Here is a 16,295-nt window from a genome sequence, read left to right as displayed (position 1 = left end):
TGGGTTTTTTTAATATCGAAAATTTTAAAGCTGATGTTTTAAACGATATTGCACAATTTCTTCAATGGTAATGACCGTTAAATCATGAGTTTGAGCATACGCCAAAACTTGAATGCCTGATGCCATCGTGCCATCAGGGTTGGTGAGTTCACACAATACACCTGATGGTTTTAAGCCCGCTAAACGTGCTAAATCGATTGTGCCTTCAGTATGTCCACGACGCGTCAACACACCACCTTCACGCGCACGAAGCGGGAAGACATGCCCCGGACGGTTTAGATCGCTCGCGACTGCACCATCTTTAATGGCAGCATGAATAGTTGTGGTACGGTCTTTAGCAGATACGCCAGTTGTTACACCCACAGCAGCTTCAATGGTCACTGTAAATGCCGTTTTAAATTGGCTTGAGTTATCGCTGACCATCGGTGGCAGTTCGAGATGGTTGGCAAGTTCATCTGTTAAGCATAAGCACACAATACCTGAACCATCACGAATCATACGTGCCATCGTTTCGACAGTTAAGGTTTCTGCAGCCACAATTAAGTCAGCTTCATTTTCACGGTCGAAATCATCCATGACCAATACAGGTTTGCCTTGGCGGATATCTTCTAAAGCTTTTTGAATACGTTGTTCAGCGGGAGGAAGTGCTGAAAAGAAAATTTCGGGTTGAATCAAACTAGACATTGAAACGCTCGCGTAAGGTTTAAGTACGATTGAACATTTCAGGACATAGAGAAAAGCAGGAGTATGGTCACAAGTTATCATTGAGATGCAATGATCTAAAACAATAACGTGTGTTGACCTCGTCTTCTTTCATCCGGACTATACCGTCGGCTTTGGCTTTTCACCAAATCTGCGAATTATGTTGTGTAAGGAACATAATAGGCTCGTGGGCTGATTCAATCGAATAAATATACCCGTTGAATTTACCACCGGTGGGGAATTACACCCCGCCCTGAAGCGATGTAAGTCTATTATATTCCTGTTTTAAACGACGGGGAGGGCTTTCTTTATCTGAATGCATCATATGTATAGCAATTGTGTGAATAATCACAAAATAAACAGGCATAAAAAAGCCCGCCATGTGCGAGCTTTTTAGAATCTGTTTTTAGTCAAAGCTGAATGCGATAAGCATTCAAACGCTTATGCCACTTGTACAGGAATACAGTTTGCAGTGTGGTTAACCGTGTTATTTGGATTTGCATAAACCAAACGTGGTTTATGTGCATCTGCTTCAGCTTCAGTAAAATCACCAAATGTTGCAATAATCATTAAATCGCCAACATCCGCTTGAAGTGCAGCACCGCCATTTACAGAGATAATGCCTGAACCTTCTTCACCACGAATCGCATACGTCGTAAAGCGTTTACCATTGGTCACATTCCACATATGAATTTCTTCATATTCACGGATGCCGGCTAAATCCAAAAGAATACCGTCAATCGCACAAGAACCTTCATAATGTAATTCTGCTTGTGTTACAACACAACGGTGGATTTTCGCTTTTAATAAACGAGATAGCATGGCTAGCGTCTCCTGAGTAGACCTAAGATATTGATCTTATTGTTGAATCAATGACTACGACACTCAATCAGTGGGTAGGCTTGCGCATTTTGCGCTTAAACCATCTGCATGGCAAGTGTCATTGTCCAACGATTTTTGAATGATCAGTTTGGTTTATAAGCGTTGATTTGATTCATGGCTTGTTGTATTTCACCATTGACCAGCATTTTTGTACGTGCAAGGGCATGATGAATCGCATCGTCCATTAAGTTCTGTTCGCTGCTTGGTGCTTTACCGAGCACATGACCAGAAACACGATCTTTCGAGCCGGGATGACCAATACCAATCCGTAAACGATGGAAATTAGAGCCAATATGCGGAACGATGTCACGTAAGCCATTATGTCCACCATGACCACCGCCTGTTTTTAGGCGAATGACACCCGGATTCATATCCAGTTCATCGTGAGCAATTAAAATAGCTTCAGGCGCAATGTTATAAAACTTAGCGAAAGGAACAACGCTTTTGCCAGAAAGATTCATAAAGGTCGTTGGAAGAAGTAGACGAACGTCTTGACCTTCAATTTTACCTCGACCGCTGATTCCGAAGAATTTTGGGTCATTTTTGAGTGAGATGCCATATTGCTCTGCAAGGCGTTCTACGAACCAGAAGCCTGCATTATGGCGGGTTTGGGCATACTCAGAACCTGGGTTACCCAAACCAACAATCAGTGAAAGATTTGACACTAATTACACCATTAACACTTATGCGCGTTTGAAGTCAGCGTGCATTGGTGTGTTTTTAGCTGGGTGACGTTGTAAAGCTTGGATTTTAACAGTTTCAACTTTACCGTCGATGTTGATTTCAATTACTTCTTCGAAGAAAGCATTGTTTTCTAAAGCTTTAACAAGCTGACGAAGTTCAAGAGTTACTGTAACAGGAGCAGCTTCGCCACCGTAGATGATAGCTGGAACTTTGTTAAGAAGACGAAGGCGGCGGCTCGCACCTTTCCCTTGTACTGCTTCTTCACGTGCTGCTGCGTTTAATACGAAGTTTGCCATGATAGACATCCTATTTAAGTTAATTAACTAGATCTGCGACCAATCTAGTGAGTAAAAGCCCCGTCAAATGACAGGGCTTTGGAATTTCAGCGCTCTATTATAGATAAGAATCGAACATTGCGCTAATAGATTCTTCGTTGTTAATACGACGAATTGTTTCAGCAACCATACTCGCAACTGAAACTTGGCGAATCTTACCAAGAGCTAAAGCTTCTTCAGAAAGAGGAATGGTATCGGTTACAACCAATTCATCAATCACAGAATTTTTTAAGTTTTCGATGGCTTTGCCAGATAAAACTGGGTGAGTTGCATAAGCAATCACTTTACGCGCACCGAAAGTTTTCAATGCGTCGGCAGCTTTACATAACGTACCTGCTGTATCCACCATGTCATCAACAATGACACAATCACGATCTTTCACATCACCAATCAAATGCATCACTTGTGATTCATTTGCTTTTTGACGACGTTTATCAATGATTGCTAGATCGATATCACCCATTTGTTTCGCAACAGCGCGTGCACGTACCACACCGCCAACGTCAGGCGATACAACCATAAGGTTGTGATGCGACTGTTGACGTAGGTCAGCAAGAAGGGCAGGTGTACCGTAGATGTTGTCTACAGGAATATCGAAGAAGCCTTGGATTTGGTCAGCGTGAAGGTCAATCATCACAACGCGGTCAATACCCACAGTTGTTAGCATATCTGCAACAACTTTAGCAGTAATTGGCACACGACTTGAACGTGGACGACGGTCTTGACGAGCGTAACCAAAATAAGGAATCACGGCAGTAATACGACCAGCACTTGCACGACGCAATGCGTCAGCCATCACTAAGATTTCCATCAGGTTATCGTTAGTTGGGGCACAAGTAGGCTGTACGATAAATACGTCTTTACCACGCACGTTTTCAGTGATCTCGACAGCAATTTCGCCATCAGAGAACTGACCTACAGAGGCAGCGCCTAGAGGAATATGTAAGTGGCTTACGACTTTTTGAGCGAATTGTGGATGCGCAGATCCACTAAAAACGACAAGATTGGGCATGAAGCACCCTTGGCGGTTGGAATGTGTAGGAATAAGATGGCAGGGGTAGCTGGATTCGAACCAACGGATGCCGAGATCAAAACCCGGTGCCTTACCACTTGGCGATACCCCTAATGCGGCAGAACTTTAATATTTTTACGGCTTGATGTCAAGGTTAATTAACATATGAGTCGTAAAGTGATGCTCTGTCTTTTTTGAGAAAATGGCAGGGGTAGCTGGATTCGAACCAACGGATGCCGAGATCAAAACCCGGTGCCTTACCACTTGGCGATACCCCTAATTTGATAAACTGTAAGATGGCAGGGGTAGCTGGATTCGAACCAACGGATGCCGAGATCAAAACCCGGTGCCTTACCACTTGGCGATACCCCTAATACAGTACATCTACAGGTGAAAAATGGCAGGGGTAGCTGGATTCGAACCAACGGATGCCGAGATCAAAACCCGGTGCCTTACCACTTGGCGATACCCCTAACGAACCTCAAACTGAACCAAAGGTGATTCTTTCAAACTGTTGACCAAGTAACTGGTACAAGGCGAATTTGTCAGAATATCTTTAATATTCATATTTGCTGTTACTTCAATAAACACACAAGCACCTGTACCTGTAAGTTTTGCAACACCGAACTGATCTAAATATTGCATCGCTTCATCAACTTCAGGATATAAGCTTCGTGCCAATGGCTCAAAGTTATTTCTAAAATCAGATGGCGTTTCCTGATAGGCGCAAAATTTAGTAGGCTTCGTGTCTCTTGTCAACGTTTTTTGTGAAAAAAGCAATTGAGTGCTGATAAAACAGTCAGGTTTAAGCACAATGAATTGTTTTTGATCTAAGTCTATGAATGTTAAGTGTTCACCAATACCTTCTGCCCATGCATTTTTACCATGCACAAAAATCGGTACATCTGCGCCCAACTGCACGGCTAAATCTGCTAGTTGCGCAGTATTTAATCCACATTGCCACAATTGATTCACCACAATCAGGGTTGTTGCCGCATTGGATGAACCACCGCCCAATCCTGCACCCATCGGAATATTCTTTTCAAGGCGAATATTTAAACCTGATTGAGCTTGCGCATAAGGTTTTAAGATTTGAGTCGCGCGATAAATCAGATTGTTTTCTAAATTCACCGATTCAAGACCTTCGATCTGAATGTCTAATCGTTCTGTTTGCTCAAACTCAAGCCAATCACATAAATCAATCAGCTGAAAAATACTTTGCAATTCATGATAGCCATTGTCACGACGACCAGTGATATGTAAAAACAAGTTGAGTTTTGAAGGTGAGGGCGCACGAATCATAGGAGACTTAAATCAAATCAGTTAACGGTCTTGAATGACCATTGTAATACGGTTTTCACCGCCATTGTCTAAGCGCTGTTTTAAAATCAAACGATTCGGTAGCTGTGCTTGTGCGTTATAGCTTAAGTCTACTGTCCAACCATCTTCAATCATTTGGCTGATACGATTGTTGGCATCCTTTTGTACCTGTGCGCTATTGGTCGCGGGACGTGCCTGAACCCAATCAACAAGGTGTGTGATTGGCGCTTGCCAACCAGTCGCACGTTGCAGTAATTCTTCAGGTGTGGATGCTTCAATTAAGCCAGTTTTAGCGCTATTTAGTGTGACATTACCAGGTTGTCCGGAAATTTGCGTTTTACCAATGCCTAAAATTCCGGTGAGCTCGATATCAAACTGGTCTTGGTCTTGTAGCCAAGTAAAAAAGGCACTGCCGCTTTGTTGAGCTGTTTTTACCCCAATTTTACCTTGTAGCTGAAATTGACGATCAGCTTGCGTATGTTGATCAGGCGCTTCAAGTGTCGGTGTGGTGACATTTGATTCAGGTTTGATGACCTGCTGACAGCCTGTCAAACTTAAAATACTCGATGCCAATAGAACGCATGTCATAGAATTGAGTTTTAACATCATAAAATTAGCTCGTTTGGAAAGGTGGCACTAACAATAACGAATAAAGCTGATTTAATTCAGGATCATTTTCATGATTTTGTTGTAATTGTTTTAACACCGTATTAAAGCGCTGCAAATCGCCATTCATATACAAAGAACGTGCATAGCGCACCCCAATTTTAACATTGGGGCTGAGTGTATAGGCTTTTTCTAAGACGCTCGCAGAGGTTGCGTAGTCATTTTGCAAATAACAAATATAACCCAAAGTATCTAAAATAGAGGCTTGCTCTGGTGCAAGTTCTAAAGCCATTTCCACATAACCGCGTGCTTCATCTAAGCGACGATTTTGCATCGCTAATGTATAGGCATAAGCATTGAGGTAGGTTGGGCTATTCGGTTCAATGCGTAATAAAGACTTTAGGCGCTGATCCAGCAGGTCACGATCTTCATAAGGGTCAAGCAATAAGACTTGTGCGTAGATCAGTTCGGGATCATCAGGCACATTTTGAATGGCTTCATCGAGTAAACGTAGCGCTGCTTTTTTATTGTTCATGCGTTTTAGAATATCGGACTGTGCCTGATATAAGAAACTGGCATGCTGTGGATAATTGACGCGTTCTTGAGTCAAAAAACGTAAGGCATCATTGAGTTTGTCTTGTTCGCTAAAAATCGAAATCATATTGCGACGTGAAACGGTATAAAGACTGCCATCGACCAAGCGATAGTAAGCTTTAGCTGTTTCAAAATGCTGTTTGCGTTCGGCATTCACGGCTAAATAGTAATAGGCTTCATTTTGATATTGCATGGAATAGCGTAGTTCCACTAAGTATTTTTCAGCCTTTTCATATTCTTCTAAGTCAATACTGGTCAAACCAGCAATAAATAAGGCTTCTTCATTGGTTGGCCATTTTTTAATAATATCTTCAAGCTTTTGCAACGCACGTGTGGATTGGTTCAGTTTGATTAAGTATTTGGCTTCTGCTAAACGGATATCCAAATTATTGCGGTTTTTACGACTGGCTTTGTCATACCACGCCAATGTTGCGTTTTCATCGCCTAGACCACTGAGTAAATTGGCTTTCATCAGGATATAGCCGGTCGTTTTTGGACGTTTTTTTAAAGCACGATTAATGGTTTCAAGAGCTTGTTCAAGCTGTGCGTTCTGCGCTTCAAGCCCTGCAATTAAAACCAAAATAGACGGATTATCTTTGGTTTTACTGGTGCTGAGTGCCTGAATGAGATATTCACGATCTTCTGTATTATCAGGCGAGATCCCGACCAAAATTTCTTCTAAATTGGCACTGTCATCTATTTTTAAAATTTTATCTAAAGTTTCAGCAGCCAATTCATATTCATGTGCTTTTAGGGCAATATGCGCCAAATAAAAGAGCGCAGGAACATCTTCGGGCTCTTGTACGACCCAATGGGTAGAAATATCTAATGCGGCTCGTAGTTCCTCGTGTTCAAGCGCTACATTTAAGGCACGTTGCTTGACGGCAGTAGAATTACTCTTGATGGCGAGCACGGTATAATTATGTAAAGCGGTTGGAATATCATGAGCAGAAAGGGCAAACTCAGCAATCATGCTTTGTTTAATCGCTTCATAATTTTGATTTGCGTGGTAAACTGCTTCCGCTGCCTGAATTTGGGCAGTCGAAGCCATGCTACCGACAAGTAAGATTGTGGTAGAATATTGCTTAATTGTAGTGCTGTTCATACAGCTTGTTATTTGACGCAATTTTTTCTTGATCCAACTAATGCTTTTTTATGACACCAATGTTGCACAATAGCACAAATTTAGCGAATTGATGACCTGATATGTCTTTCTTTGCATTGGGTGTCAACCATCAAACCGCCTCTGTAGAGCTGCGCGAACAAGTGGCGTTTAACCCTGAAAAGTTAAGTGCTTTATTGCTTGAGCAAAGCCAACACCCCGAGCTGAACGATCTCGTGGTGGTGTCTACATGTAATCGGACCGAAGTTTACGCGATGTCGAACAATATCGACATGGTGCTAGATTGGCTCGCCAAAAAAAACGGCATTGATGTCAAACAATTACAAAATCATGTCTATCGTTATGAAAATGCAGAAGCGGTCACACACTTAATGCGTGTTGCAAGTGGTCTTGATTCTTTAATGCTCGGTGAACCGCAGATTTTAGGTCAAGTTAAAACTGCGTTATCACTTGCAAAAGACGCGCAAACCGTTTCACAAAATCTCAATCGTATCTTTGAATATGCCTTTTACGCGGCAAAACGCGTTCGTTCGGAAACCGCAGTAGGCAGTCATGCCGTGTCGATGGGCTACGCTGTGGCACAGCTCGCGATTCAAGTTTTTAGTCATCCTGCCAAGTTGACCATTATGGTGGTCGCAGCAGGGGAAATGAACAGTCTTGTGGCAAAACACTTGGCGGAAATGGGCGTCGGTAAAATCATTATTTGTAACCGTACCCGTAGCCGTGCTGAAAAGTTAGCCCAAGAAATTGCCCATCGGGTTGATGTAGAGATTATCGAATTTTCTGAACTTGCAGCAAATTTACATCGTGCCGATGTGATTTCAAGTTGTACGGGGAGTTTGCATCAAGTCATCGCTTTTGCGGATGTTAAAGCGGCACTGAAAAAACGTCGTTATAAACAAATTTTGCTCGTAGATTTGGCGGTTCCGCGTGATATTGACGCTAAAGTAGAAAGCTTAGATGGCGTGTATTTGTATGGGGTTGATGACCTGCAGAGTGTGATTGATGAAAATCTTGCGCAGCGTCGTCAAGCAGCCGTTGAAGCCGAAGTGATGGTAAGTCAGCTGGTCAATGAACTGATGACTCAGCAAAAAGTGAATCAAGCGGGTGCAACGATTCATGCTTATCGTGATCATGGTGAGCAGTTGCGTCAAGAAGAATTGGCACATGCTTTAGCGCGTATTCAGCAGGGTGAAAACGCTGAACAGGTGATGACTGAATTTTCGCATCGTTTGACGCAAAAATTATTGCATCCAACTTCTATTTTATTACGTGAAGCCGCGAAGCAAGAAGATCCAAGCCTGTTTGATATGCTGCAAGACAACTTAAAAGATGTGGTACAAAAACGTCGTAAACCTAAGCATTAATTTTGTATTCAATCTTTTAAAATCAAAATATTTATTTGTAGATAGACATCTACCGATCAAAGCAAATTTTATTCTTCAATTAGCGTCATAGAACGCTTCTTATCAATTTCATAAATTTGTAATTTGAGATTTTTCATCTCTGCAATGCTTTTGAATTGTTTTGATTTAATTTTATGTTTTAAAGATTGCAGCTGTAACTTGGTTGATAAATCGGCGGCAAGTTTGTCTGCTTGCTCGGGTGATGAGGTATAATCACTGACATTGGCATGCAATAAAATGTTATGCAATTCATGATGATAATTCGCACATGCGCCTAATACATAATAAATAGAAAGCTCAGGATCATCGGGTAAATCTTCAAAGATCACATTCAAAATATTTAAAATTTTAAACAGCAATTGATCTTCTGCAATCAGCGCACGGAGCGGCTCAAAGTGAATATATAAATACGGATGATTGAGTAAAATCGCGATCACATATTCTTCAGCATCAATTTTGGTGCTAAAGCTTAAGGATGCATCATTGTTAACTTGCGGTTGCCATTTGCGATTAAAGCCAAGCTTTTCACGGAAAAATTGCTGCAACAAATAACGGAACGAACCGTGTTTGGGCAATAATTCAGTTAGGTTTTTGAGTTCGCCCATCACCTGACTTTTACCTTCAGGAGTGGAGACATCCTGATTGCGGGTCAAATAAGCGAAAATAAAATCTGACATGAGCGGTGCTTGCTCAAGCAAACGTCTAAAGTTTTCAATCCCTTCACGACGAATGAGGGAATCCGGATCGTGATCATTCGGTAAAACAAAAAATTTCAGCTCACGACCATCATTGAGCAGCGGTAACGCAATTTCTAGCGTGCGCCGTGCCGCTTTTTGACCCGCTGCATCGCCATCAAAGGCAATGGTAATCCGGTTATTTTGTTTGAATAAGATACTGATATGGTCAGTGTTGCTGGCTGTACCCAAGGTTGCCACAGCACCATGAAGGCCATATTGCTGTAACGCAATGACATCCATATAACCTTCAACCATCAGCCAATCTTGGGCTTTTTCTTTGCGTCCTTCATATAAACCATAGAGTAATTGGTTTTTATGGAACACTTCAGAGTCAGGCGAATTGATGTATTTCGGTTTGATTTCGTCATTCAGCGCACGACCACCAAAGCCGACCACGCGACCTTTGCTATCACGAATGGGGAAAATCACCCGATCCCGCAATAAATCAAATTCGCGCCCATTGTCACTGGTACGAATGAGTCCTAGCAGTTTTAAGCCTTCAATATCTTGCGGGAAGGCTTTTTCTAAATGTTGCCAATCTTCAGGGGCAAAGCCCAAACGCCAATAGGCAATGGTTTCCGCAGTGAGACCACGTTGTTTAAAATACTGCTGCGCACTTTGACTTTTAGGCAGTTGGCGCTCATAGAACTGTGCGATATTTTCAAGCAGATCGTATAAGTTACCGTCTTGTTGCACATCGGACATAGGCATCTGTTCAAATGATGCAAACGGATCATTTGAGAAATCTTGTTCGCTCGCTTGAAACTCAGCAAAAGGATCGAAATGTTCAACTTGAGCTGTATCATTTGGGATGTGTTCAAGATTCTTGACGTTATTGGGTGCCGTTTGATTATTTTGTGGTTTTGGCGCGGCAACAACTTTAGGTTTGGCTGTTTCACGTTTGTATTTGAGTTTATTCGAGTCTGTATTGTCTTTTGGGAGTTCAACGCCCGTCTGGCTCGATAAATCTTTCATCACTTCGACGAAATTACGACTGCCAATATCCATTAAAAAACGAATGGCATTCCCATTGGCTTGACAACCAAAACAGTGAAAATATTGTTTATCACGATAAACGTGAAAAGAAGGCGATTTTTCTTGATGAAAAGGGCAGCAGCCCGAATAAGTGCGACCGGTCTTTTTTAATTTCACGAATTGACCAATCACATCGACAATATCGGTGCGATCGAGAATTTGATCAATCGTATGTTGAGGAATGGCCATAATCTATTGAGCTTCTCGTGCTACATCTTTAAGTTTAAACGATTGAATCATTTGGAATACGACTGACGAAGTCGATTCTCTTGCATTCCTTTGTATACCTTTTGCACAAATTGTTCAAGCGAAGCTTAGACAAAACAAAAGGGCAAGTATGATACCTTGCCCTTTATAAAAATGCACCCGAAACAGTTGTCTTATTGGACACTTGTGCCGAGCTTATTCAGCCGATTTTGGTCGATCGAGTAAACCAAAAGTCACACGATTGGTGAAGCTACGCTTCTCGGTTTCAGGATTTGTCGAGGTTGAATCATCTTCAGCGACAGTTTTTGCACCTGAACCCAAAATACCCAGCGTTGCACGGTTAAAGAAGCTGCCTTCACTACGCGCTGCACGGAAATTCACTGTGCCATCTGCTTTCACAAGATTTGGATAGTTCAGCTTTAAAATATCCACATATTGTTGCGCAGTGGTTTTATCACCAAGCTTGTCATAACCATAAGCAATGGTTGCTAAAGCTTCTGGTGTTTGTGGCGCTTGAGGATAATGTTCAATGACCCACTGCGAGCGTTCAACCGCAGCCAAATATGCTTTACGTTTAATATTAAAACGTGCCGCATTCATTTCATGCTCAGCCAACTCTTGACCGATGAACTTCATACGCTGTGCAGCATCTACCGCATATTCGCTTGATGGGAAGCGGCGAATGAAATCGACAAAGTTTTGATACGCCAATTTAATATAGCTTACATCGCGATGAGACTGTTTAAGCGAGGTATAACGCAGTAAACCATTATAGTTCTGCTCCATATTCGCGACCCCACGCACGTAATAGGCATAATCTACATGTGGATGTTGTGGGTTTAGACGAATAAAACGATCTGCAAGGGCAATTGCACCTTCAAAATCTTTTTGTTGGTATTTCACATAAAGCAATTCAAGCTGCGCTTGTTGCGCATATTGACTGGTTGGGAAATAAGTTTCTAATGCTTGTAATTGTTGCGCAGCATCTGAATACTGGTTTCGTTCTAGCGCTTTTTGTGCTTTTTGGATATAAACTTGTTCGCTAGATTGCGGACCTTTATCTACAACTTCTTTTTTTGGATTACTGCTACAGCCTACCATTGCCGATGCTACGCCAAGGGTCAGCGCAAGCATTGTCATCTTATAATGTGGTAGCGACATAAAAATTCCTCTGTTAATACGGGCAATGAGCTACAATTGCACTATTAAACCACTTTTTCCTGAATGAGCAAATGAGTCAATCACAATCTTCCAATTCTAATATCCCTGAAACTGATTTCAATTTACTTGAAGATTCTGAGGATGCAGATAACCATACTTCAGGCACAACTGCAACCCGTTTATCGTTGCAATTTCAAGTGGATGAAAGTTATCTCGGGCAGCGTATCGACCAAGTTGCAGCCATCGTATGGAATGATTTTTCACGCGAAAAGCTAAAACAATGGATCAAAGAAGGCAATTTATTGGTTGATGGTCAACCGGTAAAACCAAAATATAAATGTGAAGGTTTAGAAATATTAACCCTAAATGTTGAGCTTGAAGCACAAACACGTAGTCTTCCTGAAGACATTCCGTTAAATATTGTGTATGAAGATGACGATATTATTGTCGTGAATAAACCTGTTGGTATGGTTGTCCATCCGGGTGCAGGTAATAGTTCAGGGACATTGGTGAATGCGTTATTGCATCATTATCCAAAGTCAGTTGAGCTTGCGCGTGCAGGTTTGGTGCATCGTATTGATAAAGACACCTCGGGCTTATTAGTGGTTGCCAAAAATCTTGAATCGCAATTTTCTTTAAGCCGTCAGCTTGAGAAAAAATCGGTATATCGTCTGTATGACTTGGTTGTTTACGGCAATATCATTGCGGGTGGTACGATTGATGAACCGATCAAACGTCATCCGGTCGATCGCGTAAAAATGACGGTGCTTCCAGGCGGTAAAGATGCGATTACGCATTACAACGTCAAGGAGCGTTTCCAACATTTCACCCGTATTCAAGCGCGCCTTGAAACTGGTCGTACCCATCAAATTCGTGTGCATTTTAGCTATTTAGGTTACGGCTTAATTGGTGACCCTGTGTATATGCCACGTGTACGTATGCCTGCTGGCGCATCACAATTGCTCGATGACACCTTGCGTAACTTTAAGCGTCAAGCATTGCATGCAACGACTTTGGGTTTGAAACACCCACGAACCAAAGAAGAAATGACCTTCCACGCGCCATGGCCAGAAGACTTTGCTAATTTGGTTGAAGTGCTGCGTACTGAAAACAAAGCGTACTAAGCTTACAATCGACAACATAGGGAATAAAGGAATAGACATGCAATTTGTAGAGGGTTTTCCGCAAGGTGTTTATGTGGGGCAAACCCGGGTTCATCATGAACAGATACAACCATCGAAGCAGCCTGAACTGAGTGGCTTTAATTTGGCATTGCATGTCAATGATGATGCCGAACGTGTGCAACAGCACCGTATGGCATTACTCAACGACTTTAAACCTTATGGTGTTGATAAAATCACGTGGATGACCCAAACCCACAGCACCATTTGCCATACCATTAATGAGCAAATGACCTTTGCTGCATTGATCGGTGATGGTTTGGTCACGCAGCGCCAAAAGCATGCCTTAATGATGATGACCGCAGATTGTTTACCTGTGGTTTTGGTCAATGTGGACGGCAGTGAAGTCGCAAATTTGCACGCAGGTTGGCGAGGACTTGCCAACGGGATCATTGAAAACACTATTGCCGAAATGCAAACACAGCCTGTATTTGCATGGCTTGGTGCTGCTATTAGTCAAGATTGTTTTGAGATTGGAGAGGAAGTCAAAGCGGCTTTCTGCTCGAAGTATCCTGAACTTGATTGTGCTTTTAAAGCAGGCGAGAAGCAGGGCAAGCATTATGCTGACCTGTATGCGATTGCGCGTTATATCTTGAAGCAGCATGGCGTAACCACTGTATTCGGTGGAGATCAGTGTTCATTTACCCAACAAGATGAATATTTTTCTTACCGTCGTGAAGCCAAAACAGGGCGGATGGCAACATTCGTGTTTATGGCTTGAAAATGTTACACTTTTACCAAATGATTGGCTGTTAATTGTTATGTCTTTATCTTCCAAAACCATCGTGATTGTTTATCACAGCCCCTATGGTCATACCGCTAAAGTGGCAGGATATATTGCCAATGGTGCGAAGCAATCGATTGCCAATGTTCAGGTGATGGATGTTGAGTATGTGGATTGGGATGCTTTAGATCAAGCGGATGCAATTGTCTTGGGGTGTCCGACTTATATGGGCAGCATGAGTGCAGCTATGAAATTGTTTATGGAACAGTCCTCTAAACGTTGGTTGGCGCGTACTTGGCAAGGCAAACTTGCTGCAGCCTTTACCAATGGTGGCGGCTTAAGTGGTGATAAACTGGCCGTTCTTCAGCAAATTAATTTATTTGCGATGCAGCATGGCATGCTGTGGACGGGTTTGCCTTTAATGCCAACAGGGCGTAGCAATGCAGACTTAAACCGTATGTCGAGCTTTTTAGGGCTTATGACGCAATCTGATAATGCACCTGTAGATGTCACACCACCCGAAGGGGATTTGGAAACTGCATTTAAATTTGGTGAGCATATTGCACAAACGGTATTACGTTTAAATTAATTTCATTAGCCATAAAAAAACCTCCACGATTGGAGGTTTTTTATTAACGCAGTATTTTATTTATGGAAAATACGCGCTTTATCACGTTGCCAATCGCGATCTTTTTCAGTCGCACGTTTGTCGTGTAATTGCTTACCTTTTACTAATGCAATTTCAAGCTTCACTCGCGGACCTTTGAAATAACATGCTAATGGCACACACGAATAACCTTTTTGGTTAATTGCGCCTTGCAATTTTTCAATCTCGCGACGATTTAAGAGTAGCTTACGGGTACGGGTCGCTTCGGGTACAACGTGAGAAGATGCACTCAGCAAAGGCTGAACTTGCGCACCGAACAGGAATGCTTCACCATTTTTAAAGGTAATATAGCTTTCCACAATGGTCATACGACCCGCACGCATGGATTTGACTTCCCAACCCTGCAGCGACAGCCCCGCCTCAAATTTTTCTTCAATAAAATAATCGTGGCGCGCACGCTTATTGAGTGCAATTGTTCCGCCGTTATTTTTTTTAACTACAATACTTGCTTTCGCCATAATCTGATACTTCCAAACTTAAGCCTATTGTACCGCAACTCGAACCAAGATGAAGTTTTTTAAATTTATGAGGATTATTCACCAAAAAAACAAGTTTTTGTTAAAATAGCATTCTACATAACAAACAGAGTACAAATGGATGTCTAAAACTCGTGTTATTTATCCGGGGACGTTCGATCCAATTACCAATGGTCATATTGATTTGGTGACACGTGCATCGCGCATGTTTGATGAGGTTGTGGTTGCTATTGCGATTGGACATCATAAAAACCCAGTATTTAGTTTAGATGAACGTGTTGCTTTAGCCAAAGCGTCACTCAGCCATTTAGGAAATGTTGAATTTGTAGGTTTTGACGGTTTATTGGTGAATTTCTTCAATGAACAAAAAGCCACTGCAGTGTTACGTGGTTTACGTGCAGTATCTGACTTTGAGTATGAATTTCAATTGGCAAATATGAACCGCCGTTTAGATTCAAAATTTGAAGCCGTGTTTTTAACGCCGTCAGAGCAATATTCGTTTATTTCATCCACATTGGTGCGTGAAATTGCCCGTTTAAATGGTGATGTCACTCAGTTTGTACCGCAAGCTGTGGTCGAAGCCTTTAAACGTAAACAACAGCAAGGTTGGTAGCGTGTCTTTATATATCACCGATGAATGCATTAACTGTGATGTTTGTGAACCTGTATGTCCGAATGAGGCAATTTTCATGGGTGAACTCATCTATGAAATTAACCCAAATTTGTGTACAGAGTGCGTTGGACATCATGATAAACCGCAGTGTCAGTTGTTCTGTCCTGTCGATTGTATTCCGCTTGATCCAAACCATTTTGAAACCCAAGAACAGCTGCAAGCCAAGTACGAAAAACTAACTGATCAAAAAACGTCAAGCAATTAGTTTCAAGATTTGTTAGTATGCTGCTCGAAGTGAGCCAGACGATCGCTGCTGTGGAGATCTCCGTGATTGAAGCAGGAGAGGAAAGTCCGGGCTTCATAGGGCAAGGTGCCAGGTAACGCCTGGGCGGTGTAAACCGACGGCAAGTGCAGCAGAGAGAAGACCGCCTTCATTATGTTTTCGAGCAATCGGAATCGGAGGTAAGGGTGAAAGGGTGCGGTAAGAGCGCACCGCATGGCTGGTAACAGTTCATGGCGAGGTAAACCCCACCGGAAGCAAGACCAAATAGGAATCCATTAGGCATGGCCCATGCTGGATTCGGGTAGGTCGCTTGAGCGCATGAGTGATTGTGCGCCTAGAGGAATGATCGTTCACGACAGAACCCGGCTTATCGGCTCACTTCAACAAATTTTGATCAAACAGCGCAATATGGGCTTGACGTTTTTTTTGGAAAAACTCATAATGCGCGCACAGTTTAAGGCTATGTAGCTCAGTTGGTTAGAGCACCGCACTCATAATGCGGGGGTCACAAGTTCAAGTCTCGTCATAGCCACCATATTCTGAAAAA

The 16,295-nt window shown here is 42.3% G+C and carries 17 protein-coding genes, 5 tRNA genes, 1 other RNA gene and 1 riboswitch; of the genes, 8 read left to right on the top strand and 15 right to left on the bottom strand.

Translation table 11 applies throughout. From position 1 onward, the window contains the following. Window positions 1-24 precede the first annotated feature (24 nt). The 12 genes from ribB to GFH30_RS09470 all read right to left on the bottom strand — a co-directional run bounded on the left by ribB (window position 25) and on the right by GFH30_RS09470 (window position 7,240). Window positions 25-684, bottom strand: coding sequence for a 3,4-dihydroxy-2-butanone-4-phosphate synthase (gene ribB / locus GFH30_RS09525; protein WP_153372098.1), 660 nt, complete (start codon window positions 682-684; stop codon window positions 25-27). Between the two features lie 117 nt (window positions 685-801). Beyond that, a riboswitch (FMN riboswitch) is annotated at window positions 802-966 on the bottom strand. A 177-nt stretch (window positions 967-1,143) separates the two neighbouring features. Beyond that, complete coding sequence (gene panD, locus GFH30_RS09520) at window positions 1,144-1,524, bottom strand: aspartate 1-decarboxylase (protein WP_153372096.1); 381 nt, start codon at window positions 1,522-1,524, stop codon at window positions 1,144-1,146. Between the two features lie 143 nt (window positions 1,525-1,667). Beyond that, window positions 1,668-2,249, bottom strand: a complete 582-nt coding sequence (gene pth / locus GFH30_RS09515; RefSeq protein WP_153372094.1) for an aminoacyl-tRNA hydrolase — start codon at window positions 2,247-2,249, stop codon at window positions 1,668-1,670. An 18-nt stretch (window positions 2,250-2,267) separates the two neighbouring features. Continuing rightward, on the bottom strand, window positions 2,268-2,564 hold the full coding sequence (gene rplY / locus GFH30_RS09510; RefSeq protein WP_153372092.1) for a 50S ribosomal protein L25: 297 nt from the start codon (window positions 2,562-2,564) through the stop codon (window positions 2,268-2,270). A gap of 97 nt (window positions 2,565-2,661) precedes the next feature. Continuing rightward, the gene (locus GFH30_RS09505) at window positions 2,662-3,615 is read right to left on the bottom strand and encodes a ribose-phosphate pyrophosphokinase (protein WP_153372090.1); all 954 of its coding nucleotides are present in this window, start codon (window positions 3,613-3,615) and stop codon (window positions 2,662-2,664) included. Between the two features lie 37 nt (window positions 3,616-3,652). Further along, window positions 3,653-3,727 (bottom strand) — tRNA-Gln (locus GFH30_RS09500). 91 nt (window positions 3,728-3,818) lie between these two features. Beyond that, window positions 3,819-3,893, bottom strand: a tRNA-Gln gene (locus GFH30_RS09495). Between the two features lie 19 nt (window positions 3,894-3,912). Further along, window positions 3,913-3,987: transfer RNA gene (locus tag GFH30_RS09490), tRNA-Gln, on the bottom strand. A gap of 26 nt (window positions 3,988-4,013) precedes the next feature. Continuing rightward, a tRNA-Gln gene (locus tag GFH30_RS09485) sits at window positions 4,014-4,088 on the bottom strand. Then, complete coding sequence (gene ispE, locus GFH30_RS09480) at window positions 4,087-4,917, bottom strand: 4-(cytidine 5'-diphospho)-2-C-methyl-D-erythritol kinase (RefSeq protein ID WP_153372088.1); 831 nt, start codon at window positions 4,915-4,917, stop codon at window positions 4,087-4,089. The genes GFH30_RS09485 and ispE overlap by 2 nt, the downstream gene beginning before the upstream one ends. A gap of 21 nt (window positions 4,918-4,938) precedes the next feature. Further along, window positions 4,939-5,541, bottom strand: a complete 603-nt coding sequence (lolB, locus tag GFH30_RS09475; protein ID WP_153373432.1) for a lipoprotein insertase outer membrane protein LolB — start codon at window positions 5,539-5,541, stop codon at window positions 4,939-4,941. A gap of 7 nt (window positions 5,542-5,548) precedes the next feature. Continuing rightward, on the bottom strand, window positions 5,549-7,240 hold the full coding sequence (locus GFH30_RS09470) for a tetratricopeptide repeat protein (RefSeq protein WP_406565730.1): 1,692 nt from the start codon (window positions 7,238-7,240) through the stop codon (window positions 5,549-5,551). Window positions 7,241-7,341: 101 nt separating this feature from the next. Here GFH30_RS09470 and hemA point away from each other — a divergent pair, with 101 nt between their 5' ends. Continuing rightward, window positions 7,342-8,625: a glutamyl-tRNA reductase gene (gene hemA / locus GFH30_RS09465; protein ID WP_153372084.1), complete on the top strand. Its 1,284-nt coding sequence runs from the start codon at window positions 7,342-7,344 to the stop codon at window positions 8,623-8,625. Between the two features lie 68 nt (window positions 8,626-8,693). Here the strand turns inward: hemA and GFH30_RS09460 are convergent, their stop codons facing one another. Beyond that, a complete protein-coding gene (locus tag GFH30_RS09460; RefSeq protein ID WP_153372082.1) occupies window positions 8,694-10,625 on the bottom strand; it encodes a DNA primase in 1,932 nt (643 codons plus the stop codon). Between the two features lie 213 nt (window positions 10,626-10,838). Further along, entirely contained in the window at window positions 10,839-11,804 is a 966-nt protein-coding gene (locus tag GFH30_RS09455; protein WP_153372080.1) for an outer membrane protein assembly factor BamD, read from the bottom strand. A 71-nt stretch (window positions 11,805-11,875) separates the two neighbouring features. Here GFH30_RS09455 and rluD point away from each other — a divergent pair, with 71 nt between their 5' ends. From rluD to GFH30_RS09440, 3 genes are read left to right on the top strand one after another with little or no spacing between them, the layout of a single operon-like run. Further along, window positions 11,876-12,928: a 23S rRNA pseudouridine(1911/1915/1917) synthase RluD gene (rluD, locus tag GFH30_RS09450; RefSeq protein ID WP_153372078.1), complete on the top strand. Its 1,053-nt coding sequence runs from the start codon at window positions 11,876-11,878 to the stop codon at window positions 12,926-12,928. A gap of 37 nt (window positions 12,929-12,965) precedes the next feature. Next, the gene (gene pgeF, locus GFH30_RS09445) at window positions 12,966-13,706 is read left to right on the top strand and encodes a peptidoglycan editing factor PgeF (RefSeq protein ID WP_153372076.1); all 741 of its coding nucleotides are present in this window, start codon (window positions 12,966-12,968) and stop codon (window positions 13,704-13,706) included. A gap of 40 nt (window positions 13,707-13,746) precedes the next feature. Next, window positions 13,747-14,298, top strand: coding sequence for a flavodoxin family protein (locus GFH30_RS09440; protein WP_153372074.1), 552 nt, complete (start codon window positions 13,747-13,749; stop codon window positions 14,296-14,298). 56 nt (window positions 14,299-14,354) lie between these two features. Here GFH30_RS09440 and smpB read toward each other — a convergent pair whose 3' ends face one another. After that, entirely contained in the window at window positions 14,355-14,834 is a 480-nt protein-coding gene (smpB, locus tag GFH30_RS09435) for an SsrA-binding protein SmpB (RefSeq protein WP_153372072.1), read from the bottom strand. A gap of 139 nt (window positions 14,835-14,973) precedes the next feature. Between smpB and coaD the strand changes: the two genes are divergently transcribed. From coaD to GFH30_RS09415, 4 genes are all read left to right on the top strand, one after another. Continuing rightward, entirely contained in the window at window positions 14,974-15,465 is a 492-nt protein-coding gene (coaD, locus tag GFH30_RS09430; RefSeq protein ID WP_153372070.1) for a pantetheine-phosphate adenylyltransferase, read from the top strand. A gap of 1 nt (window position 15,466) precedes the next feature. Further along, window positions 15,467-15,730 carry a YfhL family 4Fe-4S dicluster ferredoxin gene (locus tag GFH30_RS09425; protein WP_153372068.1) on the top strand — a complete coding sequence of 88 codons (264 nt, stop codon included), beginning with the start codon at window positions 15,467-15,469 and terminating at the stop codon, window positions 15,728-15,730. 26 nt (window positions 15,731-15,756) lie between these two features. After that, an RNA gene (gene rnpB / locus GFH30_RS09420) (RNase P RNA component class A) lies at window positions 15,757-16,134 on the top strand. Between the two features lie 72 nt (window positions 16,135-16,206). Beyond that, window positions 16,207-16,283, top strand: a tRNA-Met gene (locus tag GFH30_RS09415). Window positions 16,284-16,295: the final 12 nt, after the last annotated feature.

The sequence above is a fragment of the Acinetobacter wanghuae genome (assembly GCF_009557235.1).
Taxonomy (GTDB): Bacteria; Pseudomonadota; Gammaproteobacteria; order Pseudomonadales; family Moraxellaceae; genus Acinetobacter; species Acinetobacter wanghuae.
This window is presented reverse-complemented; position numbering and strand designations above follow the sequence as displayed.